The organism is Acuticoccus sp. MNP-M23 (assembly GCF_031195445.1).
GTDB lineage: Bacteria > Pseudomonadota > Alphaproteobacteria > Rhizobiales > Amorphaceae > Acuticoccus.
Map to the genome: position 1 here is coordinate 2,530,065 of NZ_CP133480.1, position 15,839 is coordinate 2,545,903.

General features: G+C 65.5%; 11 protein-coding genes. 6 read left to right on the plus strand and 5 right to left on the minus strand.

Annotated elements, in window-relative coordinates:
- Nucleotides 1-282: 282 nt before the first annotated feature.
- From RDV64_RS11800 to greA, 3 genes are all read left to right on the plus strand, one after another.
- Nucleotides 283-555 carry a helix-turn-helix transcriptional regulator gene (locus RDV64_RS11800; protein ID WP_309195118.1) on the plus strand — a complete coding sequence of 91 codons (273 nt, stop codon included), beginning with the start codon at nucleotides 283-285 and terminating at the stop codon, nucleotides 553-555.
- Between the two features lie 67 nt (nucleotides 556-622).
- Nucleotides 623-3,946 carry a carbamoyl-phosphate synthase large subunit gene (gene carB / locus RDV64_RS11805; RefSeq protein ID WP_309195119.1) on the plus strand — a complete coding sequence of 1,108 codons (3,324 nt, stop codon included), beginning with the start codon at nucleotides 623-625 and terminating at the stop codon, nucleotides 3,944-3,946.
- Nucleotides 3,947-4,024: 78 nt separating this feature from the next.
- Nucleotides 4,025-4,498: a transcription elongation factor GreA gene (greA, locus tag RDV64_RS11810; RefSeq protein WP_309199490.1), complete on the plus strand. Its 474-nt coding sequence runs from the start codon at nucleotides 4,025-4,027 to the stop codon at nucleotides 4,496-4,498.
- Nucleotides 4,499-4,585: 87 nt separating this feature from the next.
- On the opposite strand, the gene RDV64_RS11815 is transcribed toward greA, so the two are convergent.
- Nucleotides 4,586-4,984 (minus strand): hypothetical protein, encoded by a 399-nt coding sequence (locus RDV64_RS11815; RefSeq protein ID WP_309195120.1) that lies wholly within the window; start codon nucleotides 4,982-4,984, stop codon nucleotides 4,586-4,588.
- A gap of 368 nt (nucleotides 4,985-5,352) precedes the next feature.
- On the opposite strand from RDV64_RS11815, the gene ettA reads away from it, so the two are divergent.
- Nucleotides 5,353-7,005: an energy-dependent translational throttle protein EttA gene (gene ettA / locus RDV64_RS11820; RefSeq protein ID WP_309195121.1), complete on the plus strand. Its 1,653-nt coding sequence runs from the start codon at nucleotides 5,353-5,355 to the stop codon at nucleotides 7,003-7,005.
- A 110-nt stretch (nucleotides 7,006-7,115) separates the two neighbouring features.
- Nucleotides 7,116-8,645, plus strand: coding sequence for an adenylate/guanylate cyclase domain-containing protein (locus RDV64_RS11825; protein WP_309195122.1), 1,530 nt, complete (start codon nucleotides 7,116-7,118; stop codon nucleotides 8,643-8,645).
- On the opposite strand, the gene RDV64_RS11830 is transcribed toward RDV64_RS11825, so the two are convergent.
- The 4 genes from RDV64_RS11830 to RDV64_RS11845 form a co-directional block, all read right to left on the minus strand.
- Nucleotides 8,638-10,650: a M10 family metallopeptidase gene (locus RDV64_RS11830; RefSeq protein ID WP_309195123.1), complete on the minus strand. Its 2,013-nt coding sequence runs from the start codon at nucleotides 10,648-10,650 to the stop codon at nucleotides 8,638-8,640. The genes RDV64_RS11825 and RDV64_RS11830 overlap by 8 nt on opposite strands.
- A 243-nt stretch (nucleotides 10,651-10,893) precedes the next feature.
- Nucleotides 10,894-12,291: an aminotransferase gene (locus RDV64_RS11835; RefSeq protein WP_309195124.1), complete on the minus strand. Its 1,398-nt coding sequence runs from the start codon at nucleotides 12,289-12,291 to the stop codon at nucleotides 10,894-10,896.
- Between the two features lie 117 nt (nucleotides 12,292-12,408).
- Nucleotides 12,409-14,232, minus strand: a complete 1,824-nt coding sequence (locus tag RDV64_RS11840) for a glycoside hydrolase family 15 protein (protein ID WP_309195125.1) — start codon at nucleotides 14,230-14,232, stop codon at nucleotides 12,409-12,411.
- On the minus strand, nucleotides 14,232-15,038 hold the full coding sequence (locus RDV64_RS11845) for a glucose 1-dehydrogenase (RefSeq protein WP_309195126.1): 807 nt from the start codon (nucleotides 15,036-15,038) through the stop codon (nucleotides 14,232-14,234). The genes RDV64_RS11840 and RDV64_RS11845 overlap by 1 nt, the downstream gene beginning before the upstream one ends.
- Nucleotides 15,039-15,194: 156 nt before the next feature.
- Between RDV64_RS11845 and RDV64_RS11850 the strand changes: the two genes are divergently transcribed.
- Complete coding sequence (locus RDV64_RS11850; protein ID WP_309195127.1) at nucleotides 15,195-15,767, plus strand: hypothetical protein; 573 nt, start codon at nucleotides 15,195-15,197, stop codon at nucleotides 15,765-15,767.
- The last annotated feature ends 72 nt before the right edge of the window (nucleotides 15,768-15,839 follow it).

The following is a 15,839-nucleotide window of genomic DNA, read 5'->3' on the forward strand; positions in this document are numbered from 1 at the left end:
TTTCAGCCACGACACCATCGCGTGATGCGAGCGGGCCTGGGGGCCGGTACGCTGCGACGGCTTGTTGAGGGGAGCCTTCAAAAGAGACTGCCCGAGTACGAGATGATTGAGCATCATTGTTATTCCTTCCCCTTGAGTGTGTTGCAGCGATGAAAACGACTGGCGTTCGCTTGAATTCCCGTCTACGTCTCCCGCATTCAGTGCGCCTTGCCAATTCAATATACGCACATCGTGCGCAATTGGAAGGGGGCGGCGCACTATTTGCGCTAAAAAAGGTTGAATATGACACCCGAGCAATTCCGAGCCTGGCGCAAGGCGAATGGCTGGAAGCAGCGCGAGCTTGCTGACCGGCTCGGACTGAAGCGCCGCATGATCCAGTATTATGAACGCGGCAACCGTGACGGGAAGGATGTGGAGATACCGCGCACGGTGCGCCTGGCCTGCTACGCGATCGCCTGCGGTGTCGAAGAGTTCGACGGCCGGACCGTCCAGTGGGCGATGCACACCGAAGAAGACCTCGATACCACCCCTGCCGATGAGGACGATGACGACTGAGCGGGTTGCCGCACTGCCGGTGCACCCTCTATAGCGGGCGCGTCCTCCTTCCTTGTCAGCGGTAAGAATGCCCAAACGCACCGACATCCAATCGATCCTCATCATCGGGGCAGGTCCGATCGTGATCGGCCAGGCCTGCGAGTTCGACTATTCGGGCACGCAGGCGGTCAAGGCGCTCAAGGAAGAGGGTTACCGGGTCATCCTGGTGAACTCGAACCCGGCGACGATCATGACTGATCCGGAGCTGGCCGACGCCACGTATATCGAGCCGATCGTCCCCGACATTGTCGAGAAGATCATCGCCAAGGAGCGTCCCGACGCGCTCCTGCCGACGATGGGCGGGCAAACCGCGCTCAACTGCGCGCTGAACCTGCAGGCCAGCGGCGTCCTCAAGCGCTATGGCGTGGAAATGATCGGCGCCGACGCCGAAGCGATCGAGACCGCCGAGGATCGCGAGAAGTTCAAGAAGGCGATGGACGAGATCGGCCTTGAATCGCCGCGCTCGCGGATCGCCCACAACCTGCCCGACGCCATGCGCGCGATGGAAACCATCGGCTTGCCGGCCATCATCCGCCCCTCGTTCACGCTGGGCGGGCAGGGCGGCGGCATTGCCTACAACCGCGCCGAATTCCTCGACATTGTGGAAGGCGGGCTCGACGCTTCGCCCACCACGGAAGTCCTGATCGAGGAGTCCGTGCTGGGCTGGAAGGAGTACGAGATGGAAGTGGTCCGCGACCGCGCGGACAACGCCATCATCATCTGCTCCATCGAGAATATCGACCCGATGGGCGTCCACACGGGGGATTCGATCACCGTCGCCCCGGCGCTGACGCTGACCGACAAGGAATATCAGCGGATGCGCTCCGCCTCCATCGCGGTGCTGCGGCGCATCGGCGTGGAGACCGGCGGCTCCAACGTCCAGTTCGCCATCAACCCCGACGACGGGCGCATGGTGGTCATCGAGATGAACCCGCGCGTTTCCCGCTCTTCGGCACTGGCGTCCAAGGCAACGGGCTTCCCAATCGCCCGCGTGGCGGCGAAGCTCGCCGTCGGCTACACGCTGGACGAGCTGGACAACGACATTACGCGCGGCGCCACACCGGCCTCGTTCGAGCCGACCATCGATTATGTGGTTGTGAAGATCCCGCGCTTCACGTTCGAGAAATTCCCCGGCGCGTCCAGCGTGCTGACCACGTCCATGCGCTCGGTGGGCGAAGTCATGGCCATCGGCCGCACGTTCGCCGAATCCATGCAGAAGGCGCTGCGCGGCCTCGAAACCGGCCTCTCCGGGTTCGACGAGGTGGAAATCGAGGGGCTCGGCAAGGGCGAGGACAATCAGGCGATCCGCGCTGCCATCGGCGTGCCGCGGCCCGACCGGCTGTTGAAGGTTGCCGAAGCGATGCGGCGCGGCTTCACGGCGGATCAGGTCCACGAAGCGTCCGGCATCGACAAGTGGTTCCTCGTCGAGATCGAGGCCATCCTTACCCTTGAAGCGAGGGTGCGGGCGCACGGCTTGCCGCAGACGTCGGCCAACCTGCGCACCCTCAAGGCCGCCGGCTTCTCCGACCAGCGCCTGGCTGCGCTTGCCAACGTGAGCGTGGAGTCCGTGCAGGCGCTGCGCGACCGGTTGAGCGTTCACCCCGTCTACAAGCGGATTGATACGTGTGCGGCCGAGTTCGCCGCGCCAACGGCGTACATGTATTCCACCTACGAAAGCCTGTTCGAGGGGGCGCCGCAGAGCGAGGCTGCCCCGTCGAACCGCAACAAGGTGGTCATTCTGGGCGGCGGGCCGAACCGGATCGGCCAGGGCATCGAGTTCGACTATTGCTGCTGTCATGCGGCCTATGCGCTGGCGGAAGCCGGCGTCGAGACCATCATGGTCAATTGCAATCCGGAAACCGTCTCGACCGACTTCGACACGTCCGACCGCCTCTATTTCGAGCCGCTCAGCCTTGAGGACGTGCTTGAGGTGCTGGCGGTGGAACGGTCGTCCGGCAGGCTGATGGGCGTCATCGTCCAGTTTGGCGGGCAGACACCGCTCGGGCTTGCGCAGGGTCTGGTGGATGCCGGCCACACCATCCTCGGCACCAGCGTCGACGCGATCGACCTTGCCGAGGACCGCGACCGCTTCCAGAAGCTTCTCCACAAGCTGAACCTGCGGCAGCCGGAAAACGGCATCGCCTACTCGGTGGAGCAGGCGCGGCTGGTGGTGCATGACGTGGGGCTGCCCGTTGTGGTGCGCCCGTCCTATGTGCTGGGCGGCCGCGCGATGGAGGTGCTGCGCGACGAGGACCAGCTCGACCGCTACCTCTTCGGCCCGCTGCAGCAGATGGTGCCCGGCCACATCCGCGCCAAATACCCCAACGACAAGACCGGGCAGATCAACATGCTGCTCGGCAAGAACCCGCTGCTGTTCGACCGCTATCTCAGCCAGGCCGTGGAAGTGGACGTCGACGCCCTGTCCGACGGCGAGGACGTGTTCGTCTGCGGCGTGATGGAGCACATCGAGGAAGCCGGCATCCATTCGGGCGACTCCGCCTGTTCGCTGCCGCCGCGGACGCTGAGCGACTCCGTCGTCGAGCAGATGCGGGCGCAGACCACGGCTCTCGCGCTGTCGCTGGGCGTGGTCGGACTGATGAATGTGCAGTTCGCCGTCAAGGACGAGACGATCTACATTCTCGAGGTGAACCCGCGCGCCTCCCGCACCGTGCCATTCGTGGCGAAGACCATCGGCGTGCCCGTTGCCAAGATTGCAGCGCGCGTGATGGCTGGCGAGCGTCTGTCGACCTTCGGGCTCTCGCAGCAGACGCTGCGCCATGTGGCGGTGAAGGAAGCGGTGTTCCCCTTTGCCCGCTTTCCCGAGGTGGACACGGTGCTGGGCCCGGAGATGAAATCCACCGGCGAGGTGATGGGGATCGACTTCACCTTCGCCTCTGCCTTTGCCAAGGCGCAGCTTGGCGCTGGCAATGGTCTGCCGAAGACCGGCACGGTGTTCATTTCGGTGCGCGACGAGGACAAGGAAGCGATCCGGGCAGCCGCAACCAGGCTCGTTGACCACGGCTTCAAGCTCATCGCCACGTCGGGCACCCAGCGTGACTTTGCCGCTCACGGCATTGCGTGCGAGAAGGTCAACAAGATGTCCGAGGGGCGTCCCAACATCGTCGATGCGGTGAAAAACGGGGACGTGCAGCTCGTGCTCAACACCGCTGAAGGACCGCAGGCCATTGCGGATTCGAGCCAGATGCGGCGCGCGGCCCTCTTCCACAAGGTGCCCTATTACACCACACTTGCCGGCGCGCTTGCGGCGGTGGAGGGCATCGTCCTCACGGGAACGACCGATCTTGAGGTTCGTCCCATGCAGTCCTACTTGAGCGCGTCACCGGCAACTTGAGCGCTTGCAATTTGCGCATCAACTGGTGGACATTGGTCTGATTCGCGGCGACGCGGCTCTGAAGAAAGTTTTTTGGCGATGGAAAAGATCCCGATGACGGCTGACGGTTACGCTTCTCTGGAGCGTGAACTGAAGCTGCGCACATCTGAAGAACGGCCCAAGATTATCGCCGCCATCTCCGAAGCGCGTGCGCATGGTGATCTGTCTGAGAATGCCGAGTATCATGCGGCGAAAGAGGCGCAGAGCCACAACGAGGGCCGGATTCAGGAAGTCGAAGACATGCTTTCGCGTGCCGAAGTGATCGACCTGAAAAAGCTTTCCGGCGATACTGTGAAGTTTGGTGCGCATGTGACCCTGGTCGACGAAGACACCGAGCAGGAGCGGAAATACCAGATTGTTGGTGATGTCGAGGCCGACGTTAAGCAGGGCCGTATCTCGATTTCCTCGCCGATTGCGCGTGCGTTGATTGGCAAGGGCGTTGGAGACAGTGTGGAAGTGACCGCGCCCGGCGGGGCCCGTGCCTACGAGATCACCGAAGTCCGCTTCGGCTGAGACCCGCATCGCAGGCTGGTGCGCGGTGGTGCACCGGCCTGAAAAGAAAAAACCGCAGCCAACGGGTTGGCTGCGGTTTTTCTTGTTTCAGGCCAGGCTGGGCGATGCCATGCCGGCCGATCCCGGGAAGGCCGGGGACCACCGCGGTACCTGTCGGCGCACCACCGAGGTGCGCGACGGTGCGGCCATGTTGAGAAAATTCTTTTCGCTGACATGCGATCGCGCGACGCCCGCAAGCGTCAGCGTCTGGCGCGCGCTGGTGCCGAACTTCACCACAATGGTGCAGCCGCCGCGAGCATCGTGGAATTCAAGGTCGAGCAGGGAGATGGTTTCGCGCAGGTCGATCCGGTCGCACGCTGGGTCGAAGCCGAACACCGTCGCCTGTGCACCGAAAATGGGAACGAGAACAACCGGCGGCTTTTCCATTGCGGCGGAAACGGTGCCGTAGCGGGTGGCGCCCGCCTCGTTCATTTCACTCTGCGTCATCTTGGTCGCTCCCACATCTTCACGCCAAGGGTCGGGCGATGCCGCTTATTTTACGGCTTTGTAAACCATTTTAGCGGGTTCATGCACCCGGTGACCATCCCCGAACCACAAGATTTGACGCGGCATAAACGCCGTTGGCTGCTTCAGCCTGTTCGCTGCGCAATTTTCAAGTGTCGCGCGATTGGCGCCTGAACGCGTTGGCCCTGACGCACGCAGTGTCGCTGGGCACCTTGCCGCCGGCGGCTGGCGGGGTTAGAGACAGCCCGTTCTACAAACAAAGCGCCGCGCTGCGAGGGTCGTTGCTCGGGAGAGCGACCGGCCCCGCCGGTCGGCGGCGCATCACATCCTAACGGCACGGTACGGAGCGGATGGCACGCCAGTTCATTTACCACATGCAGGGTCTGTCGAAGATTTACGGCACCAAGAAGGTGCTCGACAACGTCCACCTGCAATTCTACCCGGACGCCAAGATTGGCGTGCTCGGCCCCAACGGCTCCGGTAAGTCGACGCTCCTGCGCATCATGGCGGGGATCGACAAGGAGTGGAACGGCGAGGCATGGCTCGCCGATGGCGCGACCGTCGGCTACCTGCCGCAGGAGCCCCACCTCGACCCGGCCAAGACCGTTCGCGAGAACGTCATGGACGGCGTCGCCGCCAAGACCGCAAAGCTTGCCCGCTACAACGAGCTTGCGATGGATTATTCCGACGAGACGGCCGACGAGATGGCCCGCCTCCAGGACGAGATCGACACCGAGAATCTCTGGGACCTCGACAGCCAGATCGACCAGGCGATGGATGCGCTCCGCTGCCCGCCCGACGATGCGGACGTGACGGTTCTCTCCGGCGGTGAGCGCCGCCGCGTGGCGCTCTGCCGCCTGCTGCTGGAACAGCCCGACCTCATCCTCCTCGACGAGCCCACCAACCACCTCGACGCCGAAACCGTCGCATGGCTGGAAAACCACCTGCGCGAATACCCCGGCGCCATTCTGATCGTGACCCACGATCGCTACTTCCTCGACAACGTGACCGGCTGGATCCTGGAGCTCGACCGCGGCCGCGGCATTCCCTACGAGGGCAACTACTCCGCGTACCTCGAAGCCAAGGCCAAGCGCATGCAGCAGGAAGGCCGCGAAGCCTCCGCCGAGCAGCGCGCGCTGACCCGCGAGCGCGAGTGGATCCAGTCGTCCCCCCGCGCACGGCAGACCAAGTCCAAGGCCCGTATCCAGGCCTATGAAGAGCTGATGGCCCGCAACGAGGCGCGTGTTGCCTCGGGCGACGCACAGATCGTCATCCCCGCAGGCCCGCGCCTCGGCGACACGGTGATCGACGTCGACAACCTGAAGAAGGCGTTCGGCGAAAAGCTCCTGATCGACGACCTGACGTTCAAGCTCCCGCCGGGCGGCATTGTCGGCATCATCGGCGCCAACGGCGCCGGCAAGTCGACGCTGTTCAACATGCTGGTGGGCAAGGAAGCGCCGGACGAGGGCGCGGTGAAGGTCGGCGACACCGTCGTGCTCGGCTACGTCGACCAGTCGCGCGACTCGCTGGATGGCAAGAAGAACGTCTGGGAGGAAATCTCCGGCGGCAACGATGTCATCAGCCTCGGCAAGCGCGAAGTGAACAGCCGCGCCTATGTCGGTGCGTTCAACTTCAAGGGCGGCGACCAGCAGCAGAAGGTCGGCAACCTGTCGGGCGGGCAGCGCAACCGCGTGCATCTGGCCAAGATGCTGAAGTCCGGCGCAAACGTCCTCCTGCTCGACGAGCCGACCAACGACCTCGACACCGAAACCCTCGCCGCGCTCGAAGATGCGCTGGAGGATTTCGCAGGCTGCGCCGTGGTCATCTCGCACGATCGCTTCTTCCTCGACCGGCTGGCGACGCACATCCTCTCGTTCGAGGGCGACAGCCACGTGGAGTGGTTCGAGGGCAACTTCCAGTCCTACGAGGAGGACAAGAAGCGCCGCCTCGGGCCGGATGCGATCGTCCCGCGCCGTGTGAAGTACAAGCGCCTCACGCGCTGACCTTGTGACGGCCGGGCGGCCATTTGCGGCCGCCCGGCTATCATCCAATCCGCGCCGGCTTTCGCGCAACCCAGCCTCACGGCGATGGTAATTGGCGCAGCGAAGCGCATATGAGCCTTTATCGGGGCGTGTGCCCTCGGGCGATGGGGTGCAGCGTGTTGGGGCAGGGCGACCGAGACGACCGCGCGGTCAATGTCGCGCGACGGCGCCGGTGGCTGATGCAGTGGCGTCCGAAAAATGCGCTGCGCCTTCTTGGCCGCTCGCTCGGCAGCTTCAGCACTGCTGCCGCGCTTGACGAACATGCCGCCTTCCGCGTCGCGCGGGCCGAGCAGCGCGGCCTCCAGCTTGCCATTATCTGCCGCACCATCGCCTTCGCCCTTGCCGGCGCCTACTATGTCGCGTCGCTGCTCCTGTCAGACTTCTCGCCCACCATCAAAGGCGTTGGGCTGATTGCCGCGCTGACGCTGGTGGGTGTCGTCCATTTCGCCATGATCGGCACCCGCTGGGATACGGTGTGGCTGAAATATGTGATGTCCGCGTTCGACATTCTGGCGATCTGCGCGCTGGTTGTCGTTCTGCCGCTGGGTGTCGATGGCGACGTGCCGCAGAGCTACATCTATATCAGCGTCACGGCCCATGTGCTGATGCCGTTTATTGCGCTGGCCGCCCTTTCGCTGTCCCCCTCGCTGGTGCTGTTTGCAGGGGCCGTGGCGGCTGCCGGCTGGTGGGGCGCCTTCATGCTGGTGACGTGGGGGATCGAAAATCCGCTGTCGTGGGCGAACCTTCCCGCCAACCCCACCGCCGCGGAGTATGAAGCGCTGGTGTTTTCACCCGATTTCATCGGGCGGGGCACAAGGCTCATCGAGATCCTGTCGCTGATCATCGTCTCGGCGGTGCTGTCGCTCACCGTGGTGCGGGCGCGGCGGATCTTCGTGGCGCAGGTCCACGCCCAGGATCAGCGGGAGGAGGAGCGCGAGGCCAGGGCGCGGATCTTCCAGCAACTCGGCCGCTTCGTGCCCGCCTCCGTCGCGGACCGGTTGATCGACGACCCGTCCGCGCTGGAGCCCAACCTGCGGGATGGCGCGGTTCTGGTCATGGATATCCGCGACTTTACCGCCTACGCAGAAAGCCGCGGTCCGGCGGACGTGATTGCCGATCTCAACCGCTTCTTTGCCGTGTGCGCGGACGAGGTGAGTGAGCGGGACGGCGTCATCATCTCGTTCACCGGGGACGGTCTGCTGGCCACCTTCAACACGCCGATCCGCACCGGTGCGCCCGAGAAGGCGGCACTTTTGACCGCTCAGGCGCTGGTCGAGTGCGGAAAGGATTTCGGCTTTTTCCTGCGCATCGGCATCGCAGCCGGGTCCATTGCGGCCGGAAGCGTGGGCTCGACCCAGCGCCAAGCTTTTACCGTTTACGGAGACACCGTGAACCGGGCAGCGCGGCTGGAGGCGCTTGCCAAGGAACTCGACGTGCAGATTCTCGTCGACCAGACCGTGGCGGACGTGATGCCCGATGCGATGGTCTCCCGCGGTGACCAGACCATCCGCGGCTTCACCGGCAACGTCCCTGTGTGGGAGGTGGTCTTCGCCGGTGAGGTGCAGCCTGCCGCAGGCCAGAGCGAGAAACGCCCTAGATGAACATGCCGGCGTGAAGGTCGGCGAGCGATACGTTTTCGAGAATGAGATCGGCTGGGCCAGGCAGGTCGAACACCACGTTTGCGCCTGCCGTCCGCGCGTCCTCCAGCACGGCGCCGAAGGGCAGACGCACCCGGTCGACGGACGAGACATCGGTCGCGGTGCCGCCGCTGGAAAAATGGAAGGTGTCGCGGCCGGCACCGCCTGTGAGTGTGTCGATGCCTCGCCCGTCGACGAGGTAGTCATCGCCGTCGCCGCCGATCAGGCGGTCGTTTCCGGCCTCGCCATACAGCGTGTCATTGCCGGAACCGCCGAGCATCCAGTCATCGCCCGTGCCGGCGTGGATGCGGTCCCGGTCCGCACCGCCGTCCAGATGGTCGCGGCCGGTGTTGCCGTAGAGCGTGTCGTTGCCGCCAAGGCCGAAGAGGGCGTCGGTGCCGTCGCCACCGCCCAGAATGTCGGTGCCGGTGCCGCCGATCAGCCAGTCGTTGCCGGCCTCGGCCAGAATGACGTCGTTGCCATGGCCGCCGACCATGCGGTCCGCACCGGCGCCGCCGTTCAGGCGGTCGTTGCCGCGCCCGCCGTCCAGATGGTCGTTGCCGTTCTGGCCGGACAGCGTGTCGTCCCCGTCGAAGGCGAACAGCGCGTCGTCGCCATCTCCGCCGAACAGGATGTCATTGCCGCCGCTGGCGATGATGCTGTCTCTGCCCGCTTCACCGGCAAGGGTGTCATTGCCGCTCCCGCCGAAGAGGCGGTCGTTGCCGGGGCCGCCATGGACACGGTCGTGACCGCCGCCGCCGTCCACAAGGTCGTCAGCCGCGCCACCCTGGAGGGTGTCGTTGCCGCTGCCGCCATAAAGCCGGTCCGGTTCGCCGGCCGCCAGGAGGAGATCGTCGCCGGTCCCGCCGGCCAGCACGTCGGCGCCGCTATCGCCGAGCAGGCGGTCGTTGCCGGCCTGCCCGGTGAGCGTATCGGCCCCGGTCCCGCCGAACACGCGGTCGTGCCCGGTGCCGCCGTGGATCAGGTCGCTGCCGCTGCGTCCTTCCAGCCGGTTGTGGGCGCCGTTGCCGGTGATGGTATCGCTGCCGTGGCCGCCGATGGCATCCTCGATCCACGATGCCGCCCGGCCCCGGTAGAGCGCGGCGTTGTGAATGGCGCCCTCGGCCCGGATCGGCGATGCGCTGGCGGAAAGTTCCTGAGCGCGGTTGAGCTGCGGCTCCTGCCCGGTGCGCGAGTGCCCGCCCGGCAGAAGGCTGATGTCCAGCGGCGTGACGAAGGTGGAAAAGTCGTAAGTGTCGTGGCCGCCACCGTCCCATATGGTGCGCAGGGTGACCCGCTCGAACGGGTCGAAGCGGTAGTGTGTGTTCCCGTTGTCGCGGAAATTGGCGCCGTAAAGGTGCTGCAGGGCGGCAATGTCGGCGGGCATGTAGGTGCGCGCAAAACCGCCGGGCTCGTTGCCGAGGCCCGCCGTGAGCGAGGCACCGGGGACGGAGCGGACGCTCATCACGCTGTTCTCCACGCTGTCGTACCTGGCGGGGAGGGCGCCGTAGGGCGCAGGCTCGTGCGGGTGTTTGAGGCCGAGCGCGTGGCCGATCTCGTGGAGCACGGTGCGAAAGCCGTAGGAGCCCGGCGCGAGGTCGGCGGTAATGGATCGGCCGAAGGCGATGTCCCCGCCGGCAGCGCTCCCCGGATAGAACCCGTAGGCGCCAAGGGGGAGGGTCTGACCGCCGGCAAAGGCAAGCCCCTCGGCCGTGACAACGCGCACATCCGCCGCGGCTGCGGTGGTCCACCGGGCGTTGAGGTTGGTGAACGCGCCAATCTGGGCAAAAGCCGCGGTCACGGCGCCGACAAGCGCGGCCGATGGCATCTCACCGTTGACGGCGGTGACGGTGTTGCCGCCGAACCCGCTGGCAAAGCCGAAGCCCAGGGGGCCGGACCAGGCGGTGCCCGAAAGCAGCGTGTTGATTGTGGCCTCGGACGAGGCAAGACTTCGACGCACGGACGCCACGCCGTTCTCCCTCCGCAATACAGGACATGACACGGCGCCGGCGGACATGGCAGCGCGCGACATGGGTGAGGCGCAAGGCGCCTCAGGTCGCGCGGGCCATGGCCCGTCGGCGGCGGTGGTGACAGCGGGGAGTTGTCGGCGCGCGCCTGCTGCGATCGCAGGCGCTCAAACCTCCACGGACGGGAGGTTAGTCAGCTTGCATCGTGCGGGCCTGACCTTGCGGCCGGCCCGCACGAACCGGGGTCAGGCGCCAGCGGCGCTGGAGAGCTGCGGCGAGATGGCGTGAAGCGCCGCAGCGAAGCGCTCGACGATGGCATCGGCATCGTCCCGCGTCAGGATCAGCGGCGGAGACATGGCGATGGAATCGTTCAGCATCGCACGCACGATCAGCCCGTTCTCCAGCGCTGCGGCGGCGAAAGCCTTGCCGATGCCTTCGCTCGCCGCAAAATTCTGCGACGTCGCGCGGTTCCTTACCAGCTCCACCCCTGCAATCAGGCCAATGCCGCGGATTTCGCCCACATGGTCGTGGTCCCCGAGGCGGGCGCGCAGCTGCTCCTGGAAATAGGCGCCGACGGCCCCCGCATTCGCAAACAGGTTTTCCCGTTCCATGATCGCAAGGTTGGCGTTGGCCGCGGCGCAGGCGATGGGGTGCGCGGTGTAGGTGTAGCCGTGGGCGAACACACCAAGATGGTCGGACTTGTCGCGCACGGCGGCCCACACCTTCTCGCCCACCAGCACGGCAGACAGCGGCTGGTAGCCGGAGGTGATGCCCTTGGCGACCGAGATCATGTCCGGCTCGACGCCGAAATAATCGCACCCGAAGGGCGTGCCGAGACGGCCGAAGCCGCAGATCACCTCGTCGGCGATGAAGAGGATGTCGTACTTCTCCAGAACCGCCTTCACCTTGGGAAAATAGCCCGGCGGCGGGACAACCACGCCGCCCGCGCCCATCACAGGCTCGGCAATGAAGGCTGCGACCGTTTCCGGCCCCTCGGCGACGATGGTGGCTTCGAGTTCGGCGACCAGACGGTCGGCGAAGGCTTCCTCGCTCTCGCCCTGTTCGGCTTCGTGGTAGTGGTGGGGGCAGCGGACGCGCACCACCTGCGGCAGCGGCAGGTCGAACGCGGCGTGCACCGGCGCGAGCCCGGTCAGCGAGCCGGACGCGACCGTCACGCCATGGTAGGCGCGGTTGCGCGCGATGATCTTCTTTTTCTGCGGCCGGCCCATCAGGTTGTTGAAATACCAGACGAGCTTGACCTGCGTGTCGTTGGCATCCGAGCCGGAGCAGCCGAACAGCACGCGCGCCATGTTGCCGGGCGCCATGCGGCGGATGGTGTCCGCGGTGAAGGCGCTGGGCTCGGTGCCCATGGAGGCAAACGAGTGGTAGTAGGGCAGGCGCGCGGCCTGATCGGCGATGGCGTCGACAATCTCCTGCCGGCCGTAGCCGACATTCACGCACCAGAGCCCGGCAAGGCCGTCGATGAAGGTATTGCCGCGGTTGTCGGTGACGCGGACGCCCGCGCCCGATGTCATGATCCGGGGACCCGTGTTCAGGTGCCCGCTGGGGCTGGTGAACGGGTGGAAGATGTTGTCCCTGTCGAGATCTTCGACGGACTGGTTGTGGGCAGGATTGATGTCCATCGTGCTCCCTTCGGCCCGGATGCCGGGCGCAGAAGAATTTACGGCATTGCAAAGCTGGACCTACCACAGCGCCGTCGCCCGAGAAACAAAGCCCTGCCCGATTGCGCGCGCCGGACGCTAGAAGGGCTTGCCGCCGTTCGTCATGGCGCGGTCGAGGGCGATAGCGGCCGAAATCATCGCAAGGTGGGACAGCGCCTGCGGTGTGTTGCCAAGGTGCAGCCCGTCCGGTCCCAGCTCTTCGGAGTAAAGCCCCGCCGGGGAGGCGTGGCCGAGCATCTTCTCGAAAAGCGCCTTCGCCTCGTCCACTCGCGATGACCGCGCCAGACACTCGATCCACCAGAACGAGCAGGTGACGAATGCGCCCTCGGCGGGTCCTTCGAAGCCGTCGTCCGCCGCAGCTTCCGTTTCGTAGCGCCGCACCAGCGGGCCATCCACCAGCCGTGCCTCGATGGTGTCCATGGTGCGCCGGAAGCGCGGATCGGTGGTTGGCAGGAATTTTACGAGGGGCATCATCAGCGTTACCGCGTCCACGGTTCCGGAGCCGGGGCGCTGGGTAAAGGTGCCCGCCGTCTCGTCCCAGAACTCGGTGAGGAGGCACTGCCGGGTTTCGTCGCGGGTTTCGGCCCATTTCGGGTTGGGCGCGTTGCCGGTCTTGTCGGCAAGGCGGATGGCGCGGTCGGTCGCGACCCAGGTCATCAGCACAGCGTCGATGAAGAGATCACTGGTGTCGCGCATTTCCCAGATGCCGGCGCCCGGCGTGCGCCAGTTGGCGCAGACATAGTCCACACTGCGCGCAAGGGCGGCCCAGCCGCCGTCGCTGAGCGTGCCGAGCTCCTTGTGGGTGATATAGAGGCTGTCGACAATTTCGCCGTAGATGTCGATCTGAGTCTGGCTGAAGGCGGCGTTGCCGATCCGCACCGGGGTCGAGCCGCGGTAGCCTTGAAGATGACCGAGGGTTTCCTCGTCCAGCCCGTCGGTGCTGCCGTCGAGCCGGTACATCAGCTGCAGGGCGCCCTCATCGCATTCTTCCATCCGCGCGCCGATCCAGCCGCGGTAATTTTCGGCTTCCTCCCGAAAGCCGAGCCGCAGCATGGCGTAGACGGTGAACGCGCTGTCGCGCACCCAGCAGTAGCGGTAATCGAAGTTGCGCGTTCCGCCGATGGCCTCCGGCAAGCCGAAGGTGGGCGCCGCCACGATGGAGCCGTGCTTGGCGGAGAACATCAGCTTCAGCGCCAGCGCCGAGCGGGTCACCGCATCGCGCCAGACGCCGGTATACGTGCTTTTGGCGGCCCATTCCCGCCAGGCGGCGATGGTATCGGCCAGCGCGTCTTCGGCGTGCGCGGGCGTCACCGGTTCAGCGTCCATCCCGTCGCAGATCAGGCTGAGGACGAGGGACTGGCCGGGGCCGAGGGTCTCGCTCAGGCTGGCGGCCCCGTCCTGAAATGTCACCGGCGCACTGCTGCCAAGGTGAAGGGCAGGGCCGCGCTCGGCGGTGAAGAGGGTGGTCCCACTCTCGTCGCGGCTCAGCTCGGGCGTCAGGCGGCCATAATCGGGCCGTGGGGCGCACACGGCGTTCACCCGCACTTCGCCCTTGTGGCACGTGACAATGCGGACAAGCTGATTGGAGGCGTTCCGGCCACCCAGCGGCATGAAGTCGGTCACCTCCAGAACGCGGGCACCGTCGTCAAATCGTGTGACGAGGACGTTGGTGTCCGGCAGATATTGCTGCGTGCCCGTGGGCGCGATGTCGTTGCGCAGGGTGAACGCGCCCGCCTCGCGGCCGAGCATGGCCGCGAAGATGGTGGGTGAGTCGAAGTTCGGGTAGGCGAAGAACTCCACCGCTCCGGTGTTTGCGATGTAGGCGACGGTTTCGAGGTTGCCGATCACGCCATAGTCGGCAATGGCGGGGAAGCTGTCGGTCCGGGCGGGCGCGAGATCCATCAGCCGTTGTCCCGGAATTCGGGGTAAAGTTCCATTCCGCCGTCCACCACCAGGGTCGAGCCGGTCACGTAGTCGGCTGCGTCCGAGGCGAGGTAGACGACAGCTTCCGCTATGTCCTTCGCGTCGCCGATGCGGCCGTAGGGGATCAGCTTCTTCAGGGCTTCGGCCTGCGCCGGGTCGCTCCACACCTCCTTGTTGATGGCGGTTGCGATGGCACCCGGCGACACGGCGTTGACGCGGATCTTCTCCTGCCCCAGCTCCTGCGCTGCGGTCTTCATCAGCATCGAGAGTCCGCCCTTGGAGGCGGCGTAGTTGGCATGACCCGCCCAGGGAATGACATCGTGCACGCTGGACATGACGATGATCTTGCCGAGCGCCCTTGAGGTGCGCATGCCCTGCGCGCGGAACTGGCGCACGGCCGCCTGCATCGCCAGAAACGCGCCGGTGAGGTTGACGGCGATCACGCGGTCCCAGTCGGCCTTGGTGAGGTCGGTGAAGCTGGCGTCCATCTGCATCCCGGCGTTGGAGACCAGAATGTCGACCGCGCCGAACGCCTCCACGGCGGCCGCAAACATTCCGGCGATGTCGTCTTCGCTTGCCACATCGGCCTGGAAGGCGAGGGCGCGGCCGCCGGCAGCTTCGCACTTGGCGACCACCGCGTCGGCGCCCTCCTTGTCGGAATGATAGTTGACCAGCACTGCCGCGCCGGCTTCTGCCAGCGCGACGGCGCAGCCTGCCCCGATGCCGGAGCTGGCGCCGGTGACGATTGCGGTTTGGCCGGCCAGCAGGCCATTGGGATCGCTCATTGATCGCTCCATGTCTCTTGCGCAGGTCTCTGCCGAGTCATCCTGGCGGCAGGGTGGCTGGAGTACAGCCTCTTTGGTGGGGAGATGGCGTGCTGCGCCAAAAGGGAAACCGGGTCGCGTCGAATGGTGTGCCGAAACATCCGCTAAGAAGGGCGTATGATGGCACCAACGCGCGAAGGCGGGCCCAGGGTGTGGCCACTTCGGGCCGCTTGCGAAAGGTTTTGGCCGATGCCCATCATTCCCCACGAGGACAGCCGGTCACCGGCGCCCGCCAGCGGCGTCGAGCGTCTCCTTTTCATGCTCGTTGGCGGCGTGGTGGCGACCATCGCGCTCGAAATCTCCGGGCAGGCGATTGCGCCCGCGCTCGGCTTCGAGCGGTTCGTGCCTGAGGCGCTGTCGGCCTCGGCGCTGCAGGCCGTGTTCGGCCCCATCGACAACCTGTTGCTTTACGGCAAGATCGTGCACTGGATCAGCGGTGTGCTTCTCTATCCGGCTGTATGTCTGTTCATCGTGCTGCCCGTTTTCAAGCGTGCAGCGCCGGGCCTTTCATGGGTGTTTGGCGCTGTTGCATACGGCGTCGTGCTCTGGGTCATTGCACTTTATTTCGTGGCGCATCTGGTTTCCGGCAATCCGCCATTTCTCAGCTTTACGGGTGTGACCTGGGTCGCGCTGGCCGGGTATTTGCTTTATAGCCTGACGCTCGGTGCGGTCCTCTTGCCACGAACATGACGGGTTGCGAGACGCGCCAGAATTATCATGCGTTCGTTCCGAAAATTAAACTGAACCAACATGCGGCGTCGC